We start from the raw sequence: 20,773 nt of genomic DNA on the forward strand, positions 1-20,773 counted from the left end.
ACTGATAGGTCGGCGCACAGCGTCCACTCCAGCGTGCCTGCTCTGCGCTTCGGCAGGCCGTGTCTGATCGGGTGTCGCCTGGGTTTCGGTAACCCGGGCCGAGCCCGTCGTCAGACGTCTGGAGCCGCGGCTGGCGCGGTCGAATCGGTACGGTCGGCAGGCCGGACGGGTCCGTCCGCGAATGGTGTTGTGAGCCGATCCCGAGCAACCGACGTCAGGACAGCGGAGGACATGCCGAAAAAAGACGGGGCCATCGAGATCGAAGGTCGAGTGATCGAGCCACTACCGAACGCCATGTTCCGGGTGGAGCTCGCCAACGGCCACAAGGTGCTGGCTCACATCAGCGGCAAGATGCGGCAGCACTACATCCGCATCCTGCCCGAGGACCGGGTCGTCGTCGAGCTTTCGCCGTACGACCTGACCCGCGGGCGCATCGTCTATCGCTACAAGTAACCGCCTGACGGCGGCCGGGGCGTCCCGTGTCCGTCCTCAAGCCCGCACCGTGTATGCGGCCGGGCGTCAACGGAAGTAAGGCACACCGTGAAGGTCAAGCCGAGCGTCAAGAGGATCTGCAACAAGTGCCGGGTGATCCGCCGGCACGGCCGGGTGATGGTGATCTGTACCGACCCCCGGCACAAGCAGCGCCAGGGCTGACCCCGAGCCGACCGGCAGGAGCCGGGCCGGCGACGGGGCGGTTCAGGCGGCCGATCGCACAACAGCACATGCTCGTTCCAGCCGCGAGCACCCGGTGACCATGTCGCCGTGTCCGCGGCGCAACCCCCGGTCGGAGGCCGGGGCCCGGCATGCCGGCCCACCCAGCTGGGTGGTCGGCGAGGGCAGCCGGGGTGGGGCGGGCTCAGACCTCCGTGCACACCACTTGAGGAGTACGCCCGCACATGGCACGTCTAGTCGGCGTGGATCTGCCCCGCGAGAAGCGGATGGAGATCGCGCTCACCTACATCTTCGGGATCGGCCGGACCCGTTCGATCGCCACGCTTGCCGCGACTGGCATCGACCCGAACAAGCGGGTCCGGGACCTCACCGACGAGGAGCTGGTCCAGCTCCGGGATCACATCGAGGCCAGCTTCAAGGTCGAGGGTGATCTGCGTCGGGAGGTTGCCGCAGACATCCGCCGCAAGGTGGAGATCGGCTGCTACGAGGGCATCCGGCACCGCCGCGGGTTGCCCGTGCACGGCCAGCGCACCCGGACCAACGCCCGGACCCGCAAGGGCCCGAAGCGGACCGTCGCCGGCAAGAAGAAGCCGGGCAAGAAGTAGTCCTGGCCGACGCCGGGCTCGCCCGGATACCTCGATCGTTCAATAGGAGCGCAGAAAACTTATGCCACCGAAGGCTCGCGCTGGAGCCGCTGTCAAGAAGGTCCGGCGCAAGGAACGCAAGAACGTCGCCCACGGGCAGGCGCACATCAAGAGCACCTTCAACAACACCATCGTCTCGATCACCGACCCGACCGGTGCGGTGATCTCCTGGGCCTCCGCCGGCCAGGTCGGTTTCAAGGGCTCCCGCAAGTCGACGCCGTTCGCCGCGCAGCTGGCCGCCGAGGCTGCCGCCCGGCGGGCGATGGAGCACGGCATGCGCAAGGTCGACGTCTTCGTCAAGGGCCCCGGCTCCGGCCGGGAGACCGCCATCCGTTCGTTGCAGGCCGTCGGCCTGGAGGTCGGGCAGATCTCCGATGTCACGCCGCAGCCGCACAACGGGTGCCGTCCGCCGAAGCGTCGCCGGGTCTGAGAGGTTAGGAAGAGATGGCTCGTTACACGGGTGCTGACTGCCGCCGTTGCCGGCGGGAGAAGATGAAGCTGTTCCTCAAGGGCAGCAAGTGCGATGGGCCGAAGTGCCCGTTCGAATCCCGGCCCTTCCCGCCCGGCCAGCACGGCCGTGGTCGGACCAAGGAGACCGAGTACCTCCTCCAGCTGCGGGAGAAGCAAAAGGCCCGCCGGGTGTACGGCGTGCTGGAGAAGCAGTTCCGCGGCTACTACGAGGAAGCAGTTGCCAAGCAGGCGAAGACCGGTGAGGTTCTGCTGCAGATCCTGGAGTCCCGGATCGACAACGTCGTGTACCGGGCTGGCTACGCCAAGTCCCGGGACATGGCGCGCCAGCTGGTCAAGCACGGGCACTTCATGGTCAACGGCAAGAAGGTCGACATCCCCTCGTTCCGCGTCAAGGAGCACGACATCGTCGAGGTGCGGACGAAGTCGAAGGAGCTCACCCCGTTCCTGGTTGCCCAGGGCGAGGCCGGTTCCAAGACCGTCCCGGCCTGGCTGGAGGCGATCCCCAGCCAGATGAAGATCCTCGTGCACTCCATGCCGGCGCGTCAGACGATCGACACGCAGGTTCAGGAGCAGCTGATCGTCGAGCTCTACTCGAAGTGAGCCACCCCCGTCGACGGGGGTCGCGGTCGACCGGCGTCACCGACGTACGGCACCGGCCCGGCCCCCGTCGACGGGCGCACGACCGACGGGCGTCATATAGCGGTCGCCCCGACCCAAGGAGAAGTACGTGCTCATCAGCCAGCGGCCGACTCTGTCCGAGGAGTCGATCAGCGACACGAGGTCCCTGTTCACCATCGAGCCGTTGGAGCCGGGGTTCGGCTACACGCTCGGCAACTCGCTGCGGCGTACCCTGCTCAGCTCCATTCCGGGCGCAGCGGTCACCAGCATCAAGATCGACGGCGTGCTGCACGAGTTCACCACCATCCCCGGCGTCAAGGAGGACGTGGTCGAGCTGGTCATGAACGTCAAGGAGCTGTGCGTCAGCTCCGAGCATGACGAGCCGGTCAGCATGTACCTGCGCAAGCAGGGCCCCGGTGACGTGACCGCAGGTGACATCCAGCCGCCGGCCGGCGTCTCGGTGCACAACCCGGACCTCAAACTGGCCACCCTCAACGGCAAGGGCCGCCTCGACATGGAGCTCACCGTCGAGCGGGGCCGCGGCTACGTCACCGCCGCGCAGAACAAGCAGGCCGGTGCCGAGATCGGCCGGATCCCGGTCGACTCGATCTACTCGCCGGTGCTCAAGGTCACCTACCGGGTCGAAGCGACCCGGGTCGAGCAGCGGACCGACTTCGACCGGCTGATCATCGACGTCGAGACCAAGGCGTCGATCGGGCCGCGTACCGCGCTGGCCTCGGCCGGCTCCACCCTGGTCGAGCTGTTCGGTCTGGCTCGTGAGCTGGACGAGACCGCTGAGGGCATCGACATCGGGCCGTCGCCGCAGGACGCCCAGCTGGCCGCTGACCTGGCGCTGCCGATCGAGGAGCTGGACCTGACCGTACGGTCGTACAACTGCCTCAAGCGCGAGGGCATCAACAGCGTCGGCGAGCTGATCGGGCGGACCGAGGCGGACCTCCTCGATATAAGGAATTTCGGTCAGAAGTCGATCGACGAGGTCAAGATGAAGCTCGCCGGGATGGGGCTGGGCCTGAAGGATTCGGCGCCCAACTTCGACCCGGCACACGTCGTGGACTCCTTCAGCGAAGCCGACTACGACACCGACGACTACCGCGAGACCGAGCAGCTGTAACGCCGGCTGCCGCCACCACTGAGGAGCACCAACCATGCCCACGCCCACCAAGGGCCCCCGCCTCGGCGGCAGCCCCGCGCACGAGCGGATGATGCTGGCCAACCTGGCCACCTCGCTGTTCCGGTACGGCAAGATCAAGACCACCGAGACCAAGGCGAAGCGGCTGCGTCCCCTCGCGGAGCAGCTGATCACCAAGGCCAAGCGGGGCGACCTGCACTCGCGCCGTCGGGTGCTGACCGTCGTGCGGGACAAGGACGTGGTCTTCGAGCTGTTCGACCAGATCGCGCCCCGGTTCGCCAACCGTCCGGGTGGCTACACCCGGATCGTGAAGGCCGGACCGCGTAAGGGGGACAACGCCCCGATGGCGATCATCGAGCTGGTCGAGGAGCTGGTGGTGACCACCCCGGCGCCGGCCAAGGCCGACCGTCGGGCGGCCGCCCAGCAGGACAAGGTCGAGGCGCTCGCCGGTGCCGACGAGGTGCCGGCCGCGCGTACCGACGCGGACACCGCGGCCGACCAGGACGCCGAGCCGCCGGTGTCGGCCTCCGGTGACACCGACACTGGCGCGACCCAGGCGGCCCCGGCCGGCGAAGGCGACAACAAGGCCTGAGCCGCCGCCGAAGGCGACGACACGGCCTGAGTCGGCGACGAGCACAACCGGTGGGACCCGGCGCTGCGACAGCAGCGTCGGGTCCCACCGTCTTTCCGGCAACCACGAGACCTTCCCGGCAACCACGCGACACAGGAGGATCAGGTGCGGCAGGGGTACGTCCGGCTGCGGCTCGATGTCGCGTACGACGGCACCGACTTCTCCGGCTGGGCGGTGCAGCCGCAGCGGCGGACCGTCGCCGGGGTGCTGACCGAGGCCCTCGACCGGGCGTTCGGGCCAGGCGTCGCACTCGGGCTGACCGTGGCCGGGCGTACCGACGCGGGGGTGCACGCCACCGGTCAGGTCTGCCACCTCGACGTGCCGGCCGAGGTGTGGAGCGAACGGTCCGCGACGCTACTGCGCCGGTTCGCCGGTACGCTGCCCCGCGACGTCCGGGTGCGGGCGGTCACCGAGGTACCGGCCGACTTCGAGGCCCGGTTCGCCGCCACCTACCGGCGGTACGCCTACCGGGTCACCGACGCCCCGTACGGTGCGGAGCCGCTGCGCCGGCACGACACGCTTGCCTGGCCCCGTCCGATCGACCTGGCCGCGCTGAACGCCGCCGCCGCCCTGCTGGTCGGCGAGCACGATTTCGCCGCGTACTGCCGGCGCAAGGAGCATGCCACCACGATCCGGCAGATCACCCGGCTGGACTGGCGCCGTGACGCGGACGGGACACTGATCGGCACCGTACAGGCGGACGCGTTCTGCCAGGCGATGGTGCGCAGCCTGGTCGGGGCGATGCTGTTCGTCGGCGACGGCCGCCGGCCGGTCGACTGGCCGGGCAGCCTGCTGACCCGGCGGGAACGGTCCAGTGAGGTCACCGTCGCCCCGCCGCACGGGCTCACCCTGGTCGAGGTCGGCTACCCCACCGACCCGGCCGGGTACGCGGCCCGCGCCAGCGTCACCCGCCGGCTGCGGCTACCGGCGGCCGACTGACGGCCGGTCACCGAGCTGCTGCCGCGTCGGCCCCGGCGTCGGCCTCGTCCGGCGCCGCGTCGCCGTCGGCCGCTGCGGGATCGCCGTCGGACTCGGCCGGCTCGTCCGGTGCTGCCGGTTGCACTGCCCGCTTCTCCAGCACGTTCGCCTGCAGGTGCAGTTGCAGCATGTCGAAGAGGATCTGCCGGGCGTACGGGTCGTCGGCGGGCACCGGTTCGCTGTCGGCGCGGGCGATCACGCAGTACATCAGGAAGTGGCCGAGCGAGTGCCAGCCGACCTGGGCGGAGGAGAGCGCGATCGCCTCGGTCCCCTCGTCGGCGATCATGCCCTGAAAGCGGCCCTTCTCCTCGTCGACCATCGGCTTGATCCGGGTGTGTGCCCATTCCGCGCCGGAGGCGTCGGCCAGGTTGAACACCCCGGTGGTGATCAGGTACTCGCCGGTCGGTGACCGTAGCGTGCCGCGGACCACCTGGTTGCAGCCGAGCTCGTCGAGCAGGGTGCCGATGTCGCCGGCGACCGCCGCCCGGCAGCGCTCCTCGATCTGGGTCTTCAGCAGCCGGTACGGCGGCTCGGCCGGGTCGATCACGATGTCACCGGTCGGGAAGACCTCCTCGACGGTGAGCGGCTGCGGATCGGCCTCCCGGGAGCTGACGTCCCGGGGGACCACGGTCGGTGCCGCCGGGGCACCCGCCGCCGCCCGCCCGTTACGTTCGTCCACGACGATGAAGTACGAGCTCAGCCCGCAGACGCCGAGCATCAGCAGGACGGCGACGCCGCTGATCACGACCTGCCACAGCTTTGTCGACGACCACACTGCCGTGGCCGGCCCGGTCGGTCGCCGGCCGTGAGGTTCAGTGGGACCGTCGGTCGGGGGTCGACGCGGTCGGGGGGTCCTGCCCGGCGGCGGGGTGGTGCCCGGCCGCCGGCCGGCCTGACGACGCGCCCTGGTGGTACGGGACGACAATCCGGGCGCAGCAGGTTCGCCGTCCGCCGGTCTCGGTACGGCCTGCGGCGGCAAGGTCTGCGGTGAGCGGAATGCCTGCGGCGGCGGGGAAACCTGCGAGGGCCGGAATGCCTGCGGCGCAGGGAAGCCACGCGGCGGTGGCACAGCGTAGTGTGCCGGCCCGGTGCCAGGCGGTACGGCGTAGTGCGCCGGCCCGGCGCCGCGGGGCACGGCGTAGTGCGCCGGCCCGGCACCCGGCGGCGGTGCGGCAGGCGGCGGCCGACTCGGCAGCCCCGGATGCGGTTGGGGCTGAGCGCGGGGATGCGGTTGGGGCCGGGCGCGGGGGTGTGCTCCCGGCGGCGGCTGGGCCCCGGGGCGCGGTCGCGGTGACGGCTGTCCACCGGGGTGTGCTCGGGGTGTCGGCTGGGGCCGGGGGCGCGGTGGCGTCGGCGGTACACCGGCGGACCCCGGCGGCCGAGCCGATTGATCGGGTCGAATCGGCCGGCGGTCCGCGCCGGATTCGTACCCGTACGTCATATCGCACAGAGTAACGGACGGATTGGGGGGAGAGCTGCCGGTCAAGACTTGCATCAATTGAAGATCGGGCATAAGCCCTATCGATCGTGGTGACCGCCGTCAACGCCGTACCCCGGGCTGGGCGACAATGCACCGGTGACCGGCGACCACTACTTCAGCCCGCAGCCCGGCACCGCGGACGTACGGTCGGAGATCGACTTCGCGGTCGCCGGCCGCGACTACACTCTGACCGTCGCCGCCGGAGTGTTCTCCGCCGGCCGGCTCGACCCAGGCACCGCCGTACTGCTGCGCAAGGCCGACCTGCCCGCACCGACCGACCCCGGCCCCTTCCTCGACCTCGGCTGCGGGTACGGTCCGATCACCTGTGTGCTGGCCGACCAGGCGCCAGCCGCAACGGTCCACGCGGTGGATGTGAACGCCCGCGCCCGCGAGCTCACCCTGCTCAACGCCGACCGGCTCGGCGTCGCCGACCGGGTCCGGGTTGCTGATCCGGACCGCGTGCCGCCGGAGCTCACCTTCACCCAGCTGTGGTCCAACCCGCCGATCCGGGTCGGCAAGGCGGAACTGCACGCCCTGCTCACCCGCTGGCTGCCTCGCCTCGCCCCGGGCGGCGTCGGCTGGCTGGTCATCGCCCGCTACCTGGGCGGCGATTCGGTGCAGCAGTGGCTGCGCGACCAGGGCTGGCAGGTGGACCGGCACGCCAGCCAGAAGGGCTACCGGGTGCTGCGGGTCACTCACCACGCCGACTGACCGGTAGGCCAGGTAAGCCAGAGTCAGTGCCGGACGCCCACCCGGTGGCGGCGAATCTCAGCTGCCGACGACAGGCCCGATCAGGCACCATGCCGGGGTGGGATACGTGGACGTGGCCGCGGTGGGGCACACCCTGCCGGACGGTCGGGAGCTCTTTGCCGACGTGTCGTTCCGGGTCGGTGAGGGTGCCAAGGTGGCACTGGTCGGCCCGAACGGCGCCGGCAAGACGACGCTGCTGCGGATGGTCGCCGGCGACCTGCCGGTGGCCACCGGAGCAGTCGCCCGCGCTGGCGGGCTCGGCGTGATGCGGCAGTTCATCGGCATGATCGGCGACGACCGTACCCTCGCCGACCTGGCGCTGTCGCTCGCCCCGCCGCCGCTGCGGGCCGCAGGAGAACGGCTCGCCGCCGCCGAACGGGCCGTGCATGCCGCTGAGGCCGCCGGCACCACCCCGGCCGCCGCCGAGAAAACCCAGATCGGGTACGCCAACGCCCTCGCCGCCTGGGGCGAAGCCGGCGGCTACGAGGCCGAGGTCGTCTTCGACACGGTGGCCACCGCCGTGCTCGACCTGCCGTGGGAACGGGTCCATGACCGTCCCGTCCGGACACTCTCCGGTGGACAGCAGAAGCGGTTCGCGCTGGAGCTGCTGCTGCGCGGCACCGACGAGGTGCTGCTGCTCGACGAGCCGGACAACTTCCTCGACGTACCCGGGAAACGGTGGCTGGAGCAGCGGCTGCGAGAGTCGACCAAGTCGGTGCTCTACGTCTCGCACGACCGGGAGTTGCTGGCCCAGACCGCCGACCGGGTGGTCGCCGTCGAAGGCGGCTCCGCATGGACCCACCCGGGCGGCTTCGCCAGCTGGCACTCCGCGCGGGTCGCCCGGCACGCCCGGCTGGAGGAGCAGCGCCGCCGTTGGGACGAGGAGCACGAGAAGCTGCGCGAACTGATGCTGATGTACAAGCAGAAGGCGGCGTACAACGACGGGTTGGCCTCGCGGTACCAGGCCGCGCAGACCCGGCTGCGCAAGTTCGAGGAGGCCGGCCCTCCGCCGCTGCCGCCGAAGGACCAGTCGCTGCGGATGCGGCTGTCCGGCGGGCGTACCGGCAAGCGGGCGGTGATCTGCGAGCAACTGGAGCTGGACGGGCTGACCTACCCGTTCGACCTGGAGATCTGGTACGGCGACCGGGTCGCGGTGCTCGGCGCCAACGGCACCGGCAAGTCGCACTTCCTGCGACTGCTGGCCCGGGGCGGCACCGACCCGGACCCGGCGGCCGGCCCGATCGCCGGCGCGGCGCTGGCCCCGGTGGCCCACGACGGCATGGTCCGGCTCGGTGCCCGGGTGCGTCCCGGCCACTTCTCGCAGACCCACGACCGGCCGGAACTGCTCGACCAGACCCTCGCCGACGTGCTGTGGCGCGGCGACGACCACCGTGACGGGATGGACCGGCACGCGGCGATGGCCGTACTGTCCCGCTACGACCTGGCCGGCCAGGGCGACCAGCGGTTCGGCACCCTCTCCGGCGGCCAGCAGGCCCGGTTCCTGGTGCTGCTGCTGGAGCTGTCCGGTGCCACCCTGCTGCTGCTCGACGAGCCGACCGACAACCTGGACCTGGCTTCGGCCGAGGCGCTGGAGGAAGGGCTGAAGGCCTTCGAGGGTACGGTGATCGCGGTCACCCACGACCGTTGGTTCAGCCGGTCGTTCGACCGGTTCGTGCTGTTCCAGGGCGACGGCGAGGTAATCGAGGTCCCCGAGCCGGTCTGGGACGTACGCTGACCGTCGTAGGCTGGCCGGTGTGACGGAGATGACCTACCGCCGGTTGGGCGACTCGGGGCTGATGGTGTCGGCGGTCGGGGTCGGCTGCAACAACTTCGGCCGCAAGCTCGACGCCGCCGGCACCCGGGCGGTGGTTGACGCCGCACTCGACGCCGGGATCACCCTGTTCGACACCGCCGACATCTACGGCACGCCTTCGGGTGGTTCCGAGGAACAGCTCGGGGCGGCGCTGCGCGGCCGCCGTGACGATGTGGTGCTGGCCACCAAGTTCGGCATGGACATGTCCGGGCGCAACGGCGTCGACCACGGGGTACGCGGCTCGCGGCGGTACATCATGCGGGCCGTCGAGGCGTCGTTGCGTCGACTCGGCACCGACCACATCGACCTGTATCAGTTCCACGAGCCGGACCCGGTCACCCCGGTCGAGGAGACCCTGCAGGCCCTGGACGACCTGGTACGCGGCGGCAAGGTCCGCTATCTGGGCTGCTCGAACTTTGCCGGCTGGCAGATCGCCGATGCGGCGTGGACCGCGCGTACTGGTGGGCTGTCGCCGTTCGTCAGTGCGCAGAACGAGTACAACCTGCTGGACCGGCGGGTGGAGCAGGAAGTGGTGCCGGCCTGCGAGCGCTTCGGGCTGGGGCTGCTGCCGTACTTCCCGCTCGCCGACGGGCTGCTGACCGGCAAGTACCGCCGGAGCGAGGCGCCGCCGCCGGGCAGCCGGCTGGCCGGCGAGAGCAGCCGGTACGCCGCCCGGCTGGCCGGGGCGCCGTGGGACGTCATCGAGGCCCTCGACGCGTACGCCGGGAAGCGGGACCTGCCGCTGCTCGCGGTCGCGATCGGCGGCCTGGCCGCGCAGCCGGCCGTGGCGTCGGTGATCGCCGGGGCGACCACCCCCGAGCAGGTACGGGCGAACGCCGCCGCCGGGACCTGGCAGCCCGACGCCGCCGACCTCGCCGAACTGCGGTCGATCCTGCCGGAGCCCGCCGGCCCCGGCGGCTCGCTGAGCTGACCGGAACTGCATCCACAAGATCATGTGAGGCTCAGATACCCTACGTCGCGCTCGTAAGGTATCTGAGCCTCACATGATCTTGTCCCCTCGGCTGGACTTCCGCCGATGATCGGGTACCCGCATTGCGTGGCGTGGAGGCTGGCTGCGGATCGCGGTGCTTCGTGTCGATTTCGGGTTAGCCGTCAGCCGTTGATTAATTAGCGGTTCAGCAATGGCGTCGTGGCGTTGTGGTAGAGATATGTCCACTCGATAGCGAACGTCGTCTGTCGATCATTCTGTCGTCGGTGAGTGGCATATCAGGAGGTGGCAACGTGCCCGCAGCATTGTTGAACTCGTCGGTGCCGCGGCGGCAGCTCGGTCGGGAGCTGCGTCGGTTGCGGGAGCGGCTGGCCGGGGTTCCGCAGACCACGGCGGCCCGGGAGTTGGAGTGGTCGGCGACCAAGCTGCTGCGGATGGAGCGCGGTGAGGTGCCGATCCGCGCCGAGGATGTGGTGTTGCTCTGCGAGTTGTACGGCGCGGACCTGAAGACCATCGAGGCGCTGGCGGCGCTGGCCCCGAAGACCAAGGAGAAGGGCTGGTGGCACGACTACGCCAGCATCCCGTCCTGGTTCGAGCTGTTCATCGGTCTGGAGGAGGCCGCCGCCCACCTCCGCGAATTCCATACGGAGCTCGTCTCCGGCGTGCTGCAGACCCGCGAGTACGCAACTGCCGTGTTCAGCGTGAACCAGTACGAAGTGCCGGCGGAGGAGATCGAGCGCAGGGTCGAGATGCGGATGCGTCGCGCGCGGTTGCTGACCCGAATGGAGCCCTACCTGCCCAGGTTCGACATCGTGCTCGACGAAGCGATCCTGCGTTGACCGATTGGCAGCGGTCAGACCATGGCCGGACAGTTGCGTCGGCTGGCTCAGGCCGGGGAGCAGCCGAATGTCTCGATCCGGGTGCTGCCCTTCAGCGCCGGGCTGCACGCCGGCCTGATGGCGCACGGTTCGTTCACTCTTCTTGATTTTCCAGAAGGGAACGAGCCGACGACTGTCTACGTGGAGGAGCTGACAGGAGCTCCTGTTCCTCGATCGGCCGGATGAGGCTGAGCGGTACGCTTGGACCTTCACCGACATCGCTGGCCGGGCGCTGAGCGAGCAGGCCAGTCGTGACCTCTTCTGGCGGACCGCGAAGGAGTACGAGTCATGATCGATCTTTCCGGAGCTAGCTGGCGCAAGAGCAGCCGATCAAACAACCAGGGTCAGTGCGTCGAGGTGGCGGACGGACTGAGTGGGGTCGTCGGGGTGCGGGACTCGAAGGATCCGGCTGGTCCGGTGCTGGTGGTCGCCCCGGCAAGCTGGTCACGCTTCGTCGCCGCTACGAAGAACAGCACCCTCACGAGTTGATTGGCGGTCGGTTGAGTTCCGCCGCGACGCCGCCTCGTGACTTCGACCGCCGAGGCGTGATCCGATCCGTAAGGGAGTACGGCGATGATCGACTTTGGTTCCACCAACTGGCGGAAGAGCAGCCGGTCGAACAACCAGGGCGAGTGTGTCGAGGTGGCGGACGGGCTGGGTGGCGTGATCGGGGTGCGGGACTCGAAGGATCCGGCTGGTCCGGTGCTGGTGGTCGCCCCGGCAAGCTGGTCGAGTTTCGTCGCCGCCGCGAGGGCTGGCACCTTCACCAGCTAACGCTTCTGGGTCCGGCCGACCAGAGGATCGCGTAGGGCGGCCGGACCCAACGAGCGCATGTGGTCCTGGGTGCAACCACGGGTCTACCACACGTGGTGTTGGAACCCGGCACGCCAGACGCACAAAGGGCCCGCGTGAGCGGGCCCCAAGGCGGCTGCGGGAACCCCGAAGGGCCTCCTGCGCTACCGAGCGCAGCATGACTACTGGCAGTCGCCTACGCCAATGAGACAGCACCTGGGGTCGGCATCATTCTGTCTGGCCGGCCTGCGGTGAGCCTGGTCACGGCCGACAGCGGCGGGGTGGGCAGCGACCGAAGGTTGCCTCGGATCGGCCCTTGGCGGATCGACGAGACCGTCGTACGGTAACAGGCAAGTAACCCACGGGAGCCCGGTGCACCGGGCTGAGAGGGAGGCTGACGCGGCCTCCGACCGTCGAACCTGATCCGGGTAATGCCGGCGCAGGGAGGAGCGTTGCCGTGCCGTCCCTTGGGCGACTGCATCTGATCACCGACACCCGACCCGGGTGCGACCCGCTCGGCGTACTGCGGGCCGCGCTCGCGGCCGCGCGGTCCGCCGACGCCGCCGCCGACCTGGTCGTGCAGGTCCGCGTCGAGGACGACATGTCGGACCGGGACGCGTACGAGTTGACCGTCCGCGCGGTCGCCGAATGCACCGCGTACCGGGTGACCTGCCTGGTCAACGACCGGCTGCACATCGCGCTCGCCACCGGTGCGGCCGGCGCGCACGTCGGTGCCCTGGATCTGCCGGTCGACGCCGCCCGTCGGGTGCTCGGGCCGGCCGCGATCCTCGGCGCCACCGCTCGCGACCCGGCCACCGGGCGGGCGGCGGTCGCGGCCGGGGCGACATACCTGGGGGTCGGGCCGTGCTACGCCACCGGCACGAAGACCGGTCTGCCCGACCCGATCGGGCCGGCCGGGCTGGCCGCCGTCGCCGCTACGGTCGACGTGCCGGTGATCGCGATCGCCGGGGTCACTGTGGACCGGGTTGTGCAGCTGCTGGCCGCCGGGGCGCACGGGGTCGCGGTGGTCGGCGCGATCGCCGGAGCCGCCGATCCGGGCCGGGCCACCGCTGACCTGCTGACCGCGGTACGGCAGCGGCCCGCCGCCGCCGACGGAGCGCCGGCATGACGGTGACAGGCAGCGGAAACGCCAACGGCCGGGCCGATGTCGCGGTGGTCGGCGGCGGGCCGATCGGGATGAGCATCGCCTGGCGGTGCGCCCAGCGCGGGCTGCGTACCGCGCTCTACGACCCGGCGCCCGGGTCCGGGGCGTCCTCGGTGGCCGCCGGGATGCTCGCCCCGGTCGCCGAGTCGCACTTCGGCGAGGCCGAGCTGACCCGGCTGCTGGTCGACTCGGCGGCCCGCTGGCCGGCGTTCGCCGCCGAGCTGACCGCCGTCACCGGCCAGGACATCGGCTACCGCACCGACGGCACGCTGGTCGTCACGCTCACCGGCGACGACCGGCGCGAGGCGGAGCGGCTCTGGGCGTACCAGCAGAGTCTGGACCTGCCGATCACGCTGCTGCGCGCCACGGCGCTGCGCGAGCGCGAACCGGCGTTGGCGCCGAGGGTGCGCGGCGGTGCGCTGATGCCCGACGACCACCAGGTCGACCCGCGTCGGCTGGTCGCGGCGTTGGACACCGCGTTGGACCGGGCCGGGGTGACCGTCGTCCCGCAGCCGGTCACCGATCTTTCCGCACTGGACGCGCGGGTCGTCGTGGTCGCCGCCGGCTGCGGATCGGCGGCGCTGACCGGGCTGCCGGTCCGCCCGGTGAAAGGCCAGATTCTGCGGCTGCGGGCACCCGCCGGCGCCGTCGGGTTCCGGCATGTGATCCGGGGGTACGCCGACGGCCGGCACGTCTACCTGGTGCCGCGCGCCGACGGTGAGGTGGTCGTCGGCGCCACCGTCGAGGAGCGCGTCGACACCACCGTCACCGCCGGAGCGGTGCTGGAGTTGCTGCGCGCCGCCGCCGACCTGCTGCCGGAGATCGCCGAGTACGAGCTGGTCGAGGCACAGGCGGCGGCCCGGCCCGGCACCCCGGACAACGCGCCGCTGCTCGGCTGGCACCAGCAGCCCGACGTCAACTCGGCCGGCGGCACCGCAGGCCGGGAAGTGCTGGTGGCGACCGGGCACCACCGGCACGGCATCGTGCTGGCCCCGGTGACCGCCGACCTGATCGCAGACCTGGCGGCTGGGGGCGACCCGGATCCGGCGCTGGCACCGTTCCAGCCGGCCCGGTTCACCGCCGCGACCAGCGAGATCGCGAGGGAGGAGCAGCCGTGGAGTTGATCGTCAACGGGGCACCGATGACCGCGCCGACCGGGACTTTGCTGGTCGACGTCGTCCGGGCGGTCACCGACCGGGCACGCGGCGTCGCTGTCGCCGTCAACGGTGAAGTGGTGCCGCGCAGCGGCTGGTCGGCCGAGCAGCTGTGCGACGGCGACCGGGTCGAAGTGCTGATCGCGGCGCAGGGCGGGTGAGTCGGATGCCGTTCACCGTTGCCGGGCACAGTTTCGACTCCCGGCTGATCCTCGGCACCGGCGGTGCCGCCAACCTGCACATCCTGGAGCAGGCGATTGCGGCCAGCGGCACCGGCCTGGTCACGGTCGCGCTGCGCCGGGTGGACAGCGCCGCCACGATGCACGGCGGCCTGCTCGACCTGCTGGAGCGCTGCGGCGTACGGCTGCTGCCGAACACCGCCGGCTGCTACACCGCCACCGAGGCGGTCAAGGTGGCCCACCTGGCCCGCGAGGCGTTCGACACCGACTGGGTGAAGCTGGAGGTCATCGGCGACGAACGGACCCTGCTGCCGGACGGCGCCGAGCTGCTGCGCGCCGCCGAGCAACTGGTCGACGAGGGCTTCACAGTCCTGCCGTACACCACCGACGATCCGGTGCTGGCCCGCCGGCTGGCCGACGCCGGCTGCGCGGCGGTGATGCCGGCCGGTGCACCGATCGGCTCCGGGCTTGGCATCCTCAACCCGCACCACATCCGACTGATCCGACAGTCGGTGGACATCCCGGTGGTGCTGGACGCGGGGGTCGGCACTGCCTCCGACGCCGCGCTCGCGATGGAACTCGGCTGCGACGCGGTGCTGCTGGCCAGCGCGGTGACCCGGGCCGCCGACCCGGTCGCGATGGCCACCGCCATGCGGTACGCCATCGACGCAGGCCGGCTGGCGGCCCGCGCCGGGCGGATCCCGAAGCGTTTCCACGCCCTGGCATCCACTCCGGACGATGGGCGGCCCGAGCTGTGAACGGGATCATGCTGCTCACCGACCGCCGGCAGACGGCCCGGCCGCTGTCGGAGGTGGTCGCGGCGGCGGTGGCCGGCGGGCTCCGGCAGGTGGTGCTGCGGGAACGGGACCTGCCCCGGGCACAACGTGCCGCGTTGGCCGACCGGTTGCGCGGCATCCTCGCCCCGGTCGGCGGGACGTTGATCGTCGCCGGCCCCGACCCGTTGGGCGGTGCCGCGGTGCACCTGCGCGCCGCCGGGCCGTACCCGCCGCCGGTGTTCGGTCTGGTCGGCCGCTCCTGTCACGACGAGACCGAGCTCGGTCGACTGACCACGGAGGACTACGTGACGGTGTCGCCGGTCTTCGCGACCGCGTCCAAACCCGGGTACGGTCCGCTGCTGGGGCCCGCCGGGCTGGCCCGTCTGGTCCGAGTGGCCGCCGGCCGGCCGGTGGTCGCGCTCGCCGGGGTGACCACAGCGGAGCAGGTCGCCACCTGTCGGGCGGCCGGTGCCGCCGGGGTGGCGGTGATGGGCGCGGTGATGCGCGCCGCCGACCCGGCGGCCGTCGTGGCGGAGTTGGTCGCTGCGGCCGCACTGGCCGAGGTGAGCGGCTGATGGCCGGCGAGCGAGGTGAGCAGCTGATGCCCGCCGACCGGATCACCCCGGTGGTGGCGATGACGATCGCCGGCTCCGATTCCGGCGGCGGCGCCGGAATCCAGGCGGACCTGAAGGTCTTCGCCGCGCTCGGCGTCTACGGCACCAGCGCGATCACTGCGGTGACCGCGCAGAACACCACCGGCGTCACCAGCGTCCATCAGCTGCCGGCAGCGCAGGTGCTGGCCCAGATAGAGGCGGTCCGCGCCGACTTGCCGGTGCGCGCGGTGAAGACCGGCATGCTCGGTACGGCCCGGATCGCCGGGGCGGTCGCCGCGCTGGCCCGAGCCGGGGAGTTGCCGAACCTGGTGGTCGATCCGGTGCTGGTCTCGACCAGCGGGCACCGGCTCGGCGTGGTTGGCGCGGTCGAGCGGCTGCTGCCGTACGCGCTGGTCGCGACGCCGAACCGGGCGGAGGCCTCGGCGTTGGTCGGCTGGCCGGTGCGGACCGTCGACGAGATGGCCCGAGCCGCCGTCGAGCTGGCCGCCGGCGGACCGAGGTTCGTGGTGGTGACCGGTGGCGACCCGGACGGTACGTCGACCGACCCGGCGGCGGTCGACGTGGTCGCGACCGCGGACCCGGCGGTCGACGTCGCCGGAACCGCTGTCGCCGGCTGGCGGCTGGCCGGCGAACGGTGCGACACCGGCAACACGCACGGCACCGGGTGCAGTTTCGCGGCGGCGGTGGCGGCCCGGTTGGCGCTCGGCGACGACGTACCGGCGGCGTTGGTCTTCGCCAAGGAGTACGTCGCGCGGGCGCTCGACGGCGCCCGGCACTGGCGGTTGGGCTCCGGTCACGGACCAATAGACCACTTCGGATGGTCGAATCAGCTGGCGGCCACCTGACCGTAGGCAACCACCTGAGAGAGAGCCGGCAACCGCCGGACAGTCGGCAACTACCTGAAGGAGGCCCGCTGATGCAGGCTCGGCGCAAGGTGTACGTGCAAGGACCGCGACCGGACATCCAGGTGCCGTTCGCCGAGGTGACCCTCGCCGGCGACAACCCGCCGGTGCGGCTGTACGACACGTCCGGCCCGGGGTCGGACCCGCAGGTCGGGCTGGCCGCGCTGCGCGGGCGGTGGATCGCCGAGCGCGGCGACGTCGCCCCGGTACGCGGTGCGGGCACCCCGCTGGCTGGGGCCCACGGGCGTCGGCCCACCCAGTTGGCGTACGCCCGGGCCGGGACCGTCACCCCGGAGATGGAGTTCGTCGCGCTGCGGGAGAACCTTCCGGTCGAGGTGGTACGGGAGGAGATCGCCGCCGGACGTGCGGTGCTGCCGGCCAACGTCAACCACCCGGAGTCCGAGCCGATGATCATCGGTGGTCGGTTCCTGGTGAAGGTGAACGCCAACATCGGCACCTCGGCGGTCTCGTCGTCGGTGGCCGACGAGGTGGAGAAGCTGACCTGGGCTACCCGGTGGGGTGCGGACACGGTGATGGACCTGTCCACCGGCAAGCGGATCCATGAAACCCGCGAGGCGATCGTGCGCAACTCGGCGGTGCCGATCGGTACGGTGCCGATCTACCAGGCGTTGGAGAAGGTCGGTGGGGATCCGGTCAAGCTGAGCTGGGACGTGTTCCGGGAAACCGTGATCGAGCAGGCCGAGCAGGGCGTCGACTACATGACGGTGCACGCCGGGGTGCTGCTGCCGTACGTGCCGTTGGCGGTCGACCGGGTCACCGGGATCGTCTCCCGGGGCGGGTCGATCATGGCCGCCTGGTGCCTGGCACACCACCAGGAGAACTTCCTTTACACCAACTTCGCCGAGCTGTGCGAGATCCTGGCCCGCTACGATGTGACCTTCTCGCTGGGTGACGGGCTGCGGCCGGGGTCGATCGCCGACGCCAACGACGCCGCGCAGTTCGCCGAGCTGCGGACGTTGGGCGAGCTGACCTCCGTGGCGTGGGAGCACGACGTGCAGGTGATGATCGAAGGCCCTGGCCACGTGCCGATGCACAAGATCAAGGAGAACGTGGACCTGCAGCAGGAACTGTGCCACCAGGCGCCGTTCTACACGCTCGGCCCGCTGACCACCGACATCGCGCCAGCGTACGACCACATCACGTCGGCGATCGGGGCGGCGATGATCGGCATGTTCGGTACCGCGATGCTTTGCTACGTCACGCCGAAGGAGCACCTGGGGCTGCCGGATCGCGACGACGTCAAGGCCGGAGTGATCGCGTACAAGATTGCGGCGCACGCGGCCGACCTGGCCAAGGGACACCCGGGAGCGCAGGCCTGGGACGACGCGTTGTCCAAGGCGCGGTTCGAGTTCCGCTGGGAGGACCAGTTCAACCTGTCGCTGGACCCGGAGACCGCCCGGTCCTACCACGACGCGACGCTGCCGGCCGAGCCGGCGAAGACGGCCCACTTCTGCTCGATGTGCGGCCCGAAGTTCTGCTCGATGAAAATCACGCAGGATCTGAAGGAGTACGCCCAACAGGGCATGAAGGATAAGTCGGATGAATTCGTCGCCTCCGGTGGCCGGGTCTACCTGCCGTTGGCCTGATCGTCGGCGCCGCTACGGCTCCGGCCGTCCGCGCGGCGGGGCTGCCGGCCCAACTCGCTGACCCAGTCCACGTGTTCGGCGTCCTCGTCGGTCAACGTCGGTGGAGGCGCCGGCCGCCGCTGGCGCATGAACCGTGGCCGGGGGATCCGGCCGGCCGCAGGTGCGGTGGGCGGTGCGGCGACCGGTTGCGGTGCGACCGGTTGCGGTGCGACCGGTGGTGGTGCGACCGGCTTTGGCGTCGGCCGGTCGACGCCATCGGCCACCGGAGTCGGTGTCGGTGTCGGCGGCCCGTCCGGCGCGATCGGGGTCGGGTCGACACGGGGGGTGACCGCCGCAGGTACCGGCGGCGGACGGTCGCCCGGATGTGACTGCGCGGCGACTGGCACCGGTGACGCTACGGTCGGGGCTGACCGGACCGGGCCTGATCGGACCGGTTGTGGTGAGGTCAGGCCCGGCGTCGGCGGGTCCGGCACAGGCGGCGCTGCCGGACCGGGTGACACCCGCCCGACGGATGCTGAATCGGCGGGAATCTTTTCAGATAGGGCAATTTCCACTACAGGTTCTCGGCTCTCGGACGAGCTGTCGGCGGGTCCGACGGTCGTTCCGGCGGCGGGCGCGGGCGTCCCACTCGCGGGCACGGTTGTCGGCGTTCCGGTTGCGGTGCTGACCCGTCGGTCAGGCCGGGGCACGGCAGCCACGGTGATCGAACCGACGACCCCGGCGGCCACCGCCAGCAGCGCCGCCCAGTAGGGGTCGTCCTGGTAAGGCCCGGCGCGGCCGGCCCCGGCGGCCAGGTACGCGGCGTCGAGGACCGCGGGTCCGGCCATTCCGGACACCGCTGTGGCCACCGTCGGCGCCGCCCGCCACCGGGCCAGCCCGCTCACCGCCGCACCGAGCGCCAGCGCCAGCACCGGCAGCAGCACGAACACCTGCCAACCGGAGCCAGCCGTGTCGAGCACGACCGGTTCGAGTACCCCGGGTCGGATCTCGGCGACGGGGTCACCCGCCCACAGATCCGGGGCGACTGACCCGACCGCCAGTAGCCAGAGCACGCCGCTGAACACCAGCACGTTCCAGCGCATCGCCGGATGGGCAAGCGCGGCCAGAGCCGCCGGCAGACCCACCACCGCCCCGATTCCGCCGATCAGGGCGGTAACCGTCACCGGATCGTCGACCCCGGTCGACGCCTGCGCCGGCAGCACCGACAACCCGACCACGGCGAGCGCCGCACCGATTGCGGCGACCAGCGCCAATACGACCCGGCGGACCGCTGTCCGGACCGCCGACACCCGCCGGGGCCGGGCCGGACGCTGTTCGGCGACCCGTTGCGCCACACACCCGCCGACGACGGCAGCGACGATCGCGAACCAGGCGAGCCAGGACAGCTGGGTCGGCCAGAAGTCTGCGGTCGGCCCGACGAAGTCGCGGCGCAGGCGTACCAGTTGGAGACCGTAAGCAGCACCAAGCTGGACGGCACCGGCGAACGCCGCCACACCGAATGCCGTGGTGATCGCTCTGAGCCAGGTCCGCAAGGCCATGCCGGGAGGTTACGGCCGGCCGCCCGCACTGTCGACCTGGACCGGGCGACCGCCGCCGGGCCGGCAGGTCAGCCCAGCTGGGGCAGCACCTCGGCAGCGACCAGCTCCAGGTGGTCCAGATCGGCGAGGTCGATGAACCGCAGGTGTACCCGGCTGGTACCGACCGCCGCGAACTCCCCGATCCGGTCCACCAGTTGGGCCGGCGAACCGATCACCGGGTCCTCCGGCGGCAGGGCGCTCTTCTCGTGCAGCGGCGCGGCGCGGCGCTGCGCCTCGGCGTCGGTACGCCCGATCGCGATGACGATGCCGGCCGACATGGTCAGCGGCGGTCGGCCCTGCTCGGTGCGCCCGGTCCGGTGACAGGCCTTGGTCACCCGATCGTAAGCCGCCGCGGTCTCGGCGACCGACTTGAACGGCATGTTGAACTCGTCGGCGAACTGGGCAGCGAGCTCCGGGGTCCGCTTCGGTCCTCGTCCGCCGATGATGATCGGCGGGCCGGCCGGCTGCGCCGGCTTCGGTAGCGCCGGAGCGTCGACCAGTTGGTAGTGGTCGCCGTGGAAGCTAAACCTGTCACCGACCGGGGTACGCCACAGCCCAGTGATCACCTCGAGCTGTTCGGCCAACCGGTCGAAGCGTTCCCCGACGGACGGGAACGGCAGCCCGTACGCGGTGTGTTCCCGGGCGTACCAGCCGGCGCCGATGCCGAGGTCGACCCGGCCGCCGCTCATCTGGTCGACCTGGGCGACCATCACGGCGAGCGGTCCGGGCAGCCGGAAGGTCGCCGAGGTGACCAGCGTGCCGAGCCGGATCCGGGAGGTCTCCCGGGCCAGCGCGGCCAGAGTCAGCCAGGCGTCGGTCGGCCCCGGCAGCGCCAGCTCCTCGCCCATCGACTGGTAGTGGTCGGCCCGTAGGTAACCCTCGAACCCGGACTCCTCTGCGAGCCGGGCCAGCCGGAGCTGGTCGTCGTAGCTGGCGCCGCGGTGCGGCTCGGTGAACACGCTGACCCGCATGG

25 protein-coding genes and 1 riboswitch are annotated in these 20,773 nt (G+C 71.3%); of the genes, 22 read left to right on the forward strand and 3 right to left on the reverse strand.

Annotated features, from left to right (window positions below):
* Positions 1-231 precede the first annotated feature (231 nt).
* From infA to truA, 8 genes are all read left to right on the forward strand, one after another.
* Positions 232-453, forward strand: coding sequence for a translation initiation factor IF-1 (infA, locus tag O7621_RS08780; protein ID WP_007073013.1), 222 nt, complete (start codon positions 232-234; stop codon positions 451-453).
* Positions 454-540: 87 nt separating this feature from the next.
* Positions 541-654: a 50S ribosomal protein L36 gene (gene rpmJ / locus O7621_RS08785; RefSeq protein ID WP_012184307.1), complete on the forward strand. Its 114-nt coding sequence runs from the start codon at positions 541-543 to the stop codon at positions 652-654.
* Between the two features lie 242 nt (positions 655-896).
* The gene (gene rpsM, locus O7621_RS08790) at positions 897-1,277 is read left to right on the forward strand and encodes a 30S ribosomal protein S13 (RefSeq protein ID WP_123606127.1); all 381 of its coding nucleotides are present in this window, start codon (positions 897-899) and stop codon (positions 1,275-1,277) included.
* Positions 1,278-1,338: 61 nt separating this feature from the next.
* Positions 1,339-1,746, forward strand: coding sequence for a 30S ribosomal protein S11 (gene rpsK, locus O7621_RS08795; RefSeq protein WP_007073011.1), 408 nt, complete (start codon positions 1,339-1,341; stop codon positions 1,744-1,746).
* 14 nt (positions 1,747-1,760) lie between these two features.
* Complete coding sequence (gene rpsD / locus O7621_RS08800) at positions 1,761-2,387, forward strand: 30S ribosomal protein S4 (RefSeq protein WP_278173704.1); 627 nt, start codon at positions 1,761-1,763, stop codon at positions 2,385-2,387.
* 127 nt (positions 2,388-2,514) lie between these two features.
* Positions 2,515-3,537, forward strand: a complete 1,023-nt coding sequence (locus O7621_RS08805) for a DNA-directed RNA polymerase subunit alpha (RefSeq protein ID WP_278173705.1) — start codon at positions 2,515-2,517, stop codon at positions 3,535-3,537.
* A gap of 34 nt (positions 3,538-3,571) precedes the next feature.
* Positions 3,572-4,147, forward strand: coding sequence for a 50S ribosomal protein L17 (gene rplQ, locus O7621_RS08810; RefSeq protein ID WP_282233533.1), 576 nt, complete (start codon positions 3,572-3,574; stop codon positions 4,145-4,147).
* Between the two features lie 144 nt (positions 4,148-4,291).
* Positions 4,292-5,125: a tRNA pseudouridine(38-40) synthase TruA gene (truA, locus tag O7621_RS08815; protein ID WP_282233534.1), complete on the forward strand. Its 834-nt coding sequence runs from the start codon at positions 4,292-4,294 to the stop codon at positions 5,123-5,125.
* 7 nt (positions 5,126-5,132) lie between these two features.
* On the opposite strand, the gene O7621_RS08820 is transcribed toward truA, so the two are convergent.
* Complete coding sequence (locus O7621_RS08820) at positions 5,133-5,909, reverse strand: hypothetical protein (RefSeq protein WP_282233535.1); 777 nt, start codon at positions 5,907-5,909, stop codon at positions 5,133-5,135.
* Positions 5,910-6,740: 831 nt separating this feature from the next.
* Here O7621_RS08820 and O7621_RS08825 point away from each other — a divergent pair.
* From O7621_RS08825 to thiC, 14 genes are all read left to right on the forward strand, one after another.
* Positions 6,741-7,355, forward strand: a complete 615-nt coding sequence (locus O7621_RS08825; RefSeq protein WP_281551880.1) for a methyltransferase — start codon at positions 6,741-6,743, stop codon at positions 7,353-7,355.
* Between the two features lie 97 nt (positions 7,356-7,452).
* A complete protein-coding gene (locus tag O7621_RS08830) occupies positions 7,453-9,129 on the forward strand; it encodes an ATP-binding cassette domain-containing protein (RefSeq protein WP_282233536.1) in 1,677 nt (558 codons plus the stop codon).
* Positions 9,130-9,139: 10 nt separating this feature from the next.
* On the forward strand, positions 9,140-10,138 hold the full coding sequence (locus O7621_RS08835; protein ID WP_282234503.1) for an aldo/keto reductase: 999 nt from the start codon (positions 9,140-9,142) through the stop codon (positions 10,136-10,138).
* 311 nt (positions 10,139-10,449) lie between these two features.
* Positions 10,450-10,995, forward strand: a complete 546-nt coding sequence (locus O7621_RS08840; protein ID WP_282233537.1) for a Scr1 family TA system antitoxin-like transcriptional regulator — start codon at positions 10,450-10,452, stop codon at positions 10,993-10,995.
* Between the two features lie 3 nt (positions 10,996-10,998).
* Entirely contained in the window at positions 10,999-11,220 is a 222-nt protein-coding gene (locus O7621_RS08845) for a Scr1 family TA system antitoxin-like transcriptional regulator (RefSeq protein ID WP_282234504.1), read from the forward strand.
* Between the two features lie 102 nt (positions 11,221-11,322).
* Positions 11,323-11,523, forward strand: a complete 201-nt coding sequence (locus O7621_RS08850; protein ID WP_282233538.1) for a DUF397 domain-containing protein — start codon at positions 11,323-11,325, stop codon at positions 11,521-11,523.
* 84 nt (positions 11,524-11,607) lie between these two features.
* Complete coding sequence (locus tag O7621_RS08855; protein ID WP_282233539.1) at positions 11,608-11,808, forward strand: DUF397 domain-containing protein; 201 nt, start codon at positions 11,608-11,610, stop codon at positions 11,806-11,808.
* Positions 11,809-12,177: 369 nt separating this feature from the next.
* A riboswitch (TPP riboswitch) is annotated at positions 12,178-12,289 on the forward strand.
* A complete protein-coding gene (locus O7621_RS08860; RefSeq protein WP_282233540.1) occupies positions 12,284-12,955 on the forward strand; it encodes a thiamine phosphate synthase in 672 nt (223 codons plus the stop codon). It overlaps the preceding riboswitch by 6 nt.
* Entirely contained in the window at positions 12,952-14,115 is a 1,164-nt protein-coding gene (gene thiO, locus O7621_RS08865; protein ID WP_282233541.1) for a glycine oxidase ThiO, read from the forward strand. The genes O7621_RS08860 and thiO overlap by 4 nt, the downstream gene beginning before the upstream one ends.
* Positions 14,106-14,306, forward strand: coding sequence for a sulfur carrier protein ThiS (gene thiS, locus O7621_RS08870; RefSeq protein ID WP_278173720.1), 201 nt, complete (start codon positions 14,106-14,108; stop codon positions 14,304-14,306). Before thiO ends, thiS begins: the two co-directional genes overlap by 10 nt.
* A gap of 5 nt (positions 14,307-14,311) precedes the next feature.
* Positions 14,312-15,082, forward strand: coding sequence for a thiazole synthase (locus O7621_RS08875; RefSeq protein ID WP_282233542.1), 771 nt, complete (start codon positions 14,312-14,314; stop codon positions 15,080-15,082).
* Between the two features lie 8 nt (positions 15,083-15,090).
* Complete coding sequence (locus tag O7621_RS08880; protein WP_282234505.1) at positions 15,091-15,675, forward strand: thiamine phosphate synthase; 585 nt, start codon at positions 15,091-15,093, stop codon at positions 15,673-15,675.
* Positions 15,676-15,716: 41 nt separating this feature from the next.
* On the forward strand, positions 15,717-16,559 hold the full coding sequence (thiD, locus tag O7621_RS08885) for a bifunctional hydroxymethylpyrimidine kinase/phosphomethylpyrimidine kinase (RefSeq protein WP_282234506.1): 843 nt from the start codon (positions 15,717-15,719) through the stop codon (positions 16,557-16,559).
* A 71-nt stretch (positions 16,560-16,630) separates the two neighbouring features.
* A complete protein-coding gene (gene thiC, locus O7621_RS08890) occupies positions 16,631-18,223 on the forward strand; it encodes a phosphomethylpyrimidine synthase ThiC (protein WP_282233543.1) in 1,593 nt (530 codons plus the stop codon).
* Here the strand turns inward: thiC and O7621_RS08895 are convergent.
* Both O7621_RS08895 and O7621_RS08900 read right to left on the reverse strand, forming a co-directional pair.
* On the reverse strand, positions 18,205-19,761 hold the full coding sequence (locus O7621_RS08895) for a hypothetical protein (RefSeq protein WP_282233544.1): 1,557 nt from the start codon (positions 19,759-19,761) through the stop codon (positions 18,205-18,207). The two genes, thiC and O7621_RS08895, sit on opposite strands and share 19 nt — an antisense overlap.
* Before the next feature lie 68 nt (positions 19,762-19,829).
* Positions 19,830-20,771 carry an LLM class F420-dependent oxidoreductase gene (locus O7621_RS08900; protein WP_282233545.1) on the reverse strand — a complete coding sequence of 314 codons (942 nt, stop codon included), beginning with the start codon at positions 20,769-20,771 and terminating at the stop codon, positions 19,830-19,832.
* Positions 20,772-20,773 lie beyond the last annotated feature (2 nt).

Source organism: Solwaraspora sp. WMMD937, assembly GCF_029581175.1.
GTDB lineage: Bacteria > Actinomycetota > Actinomycetes > Mycobacteriales > Micromonosporaceae > Micromonospora_E.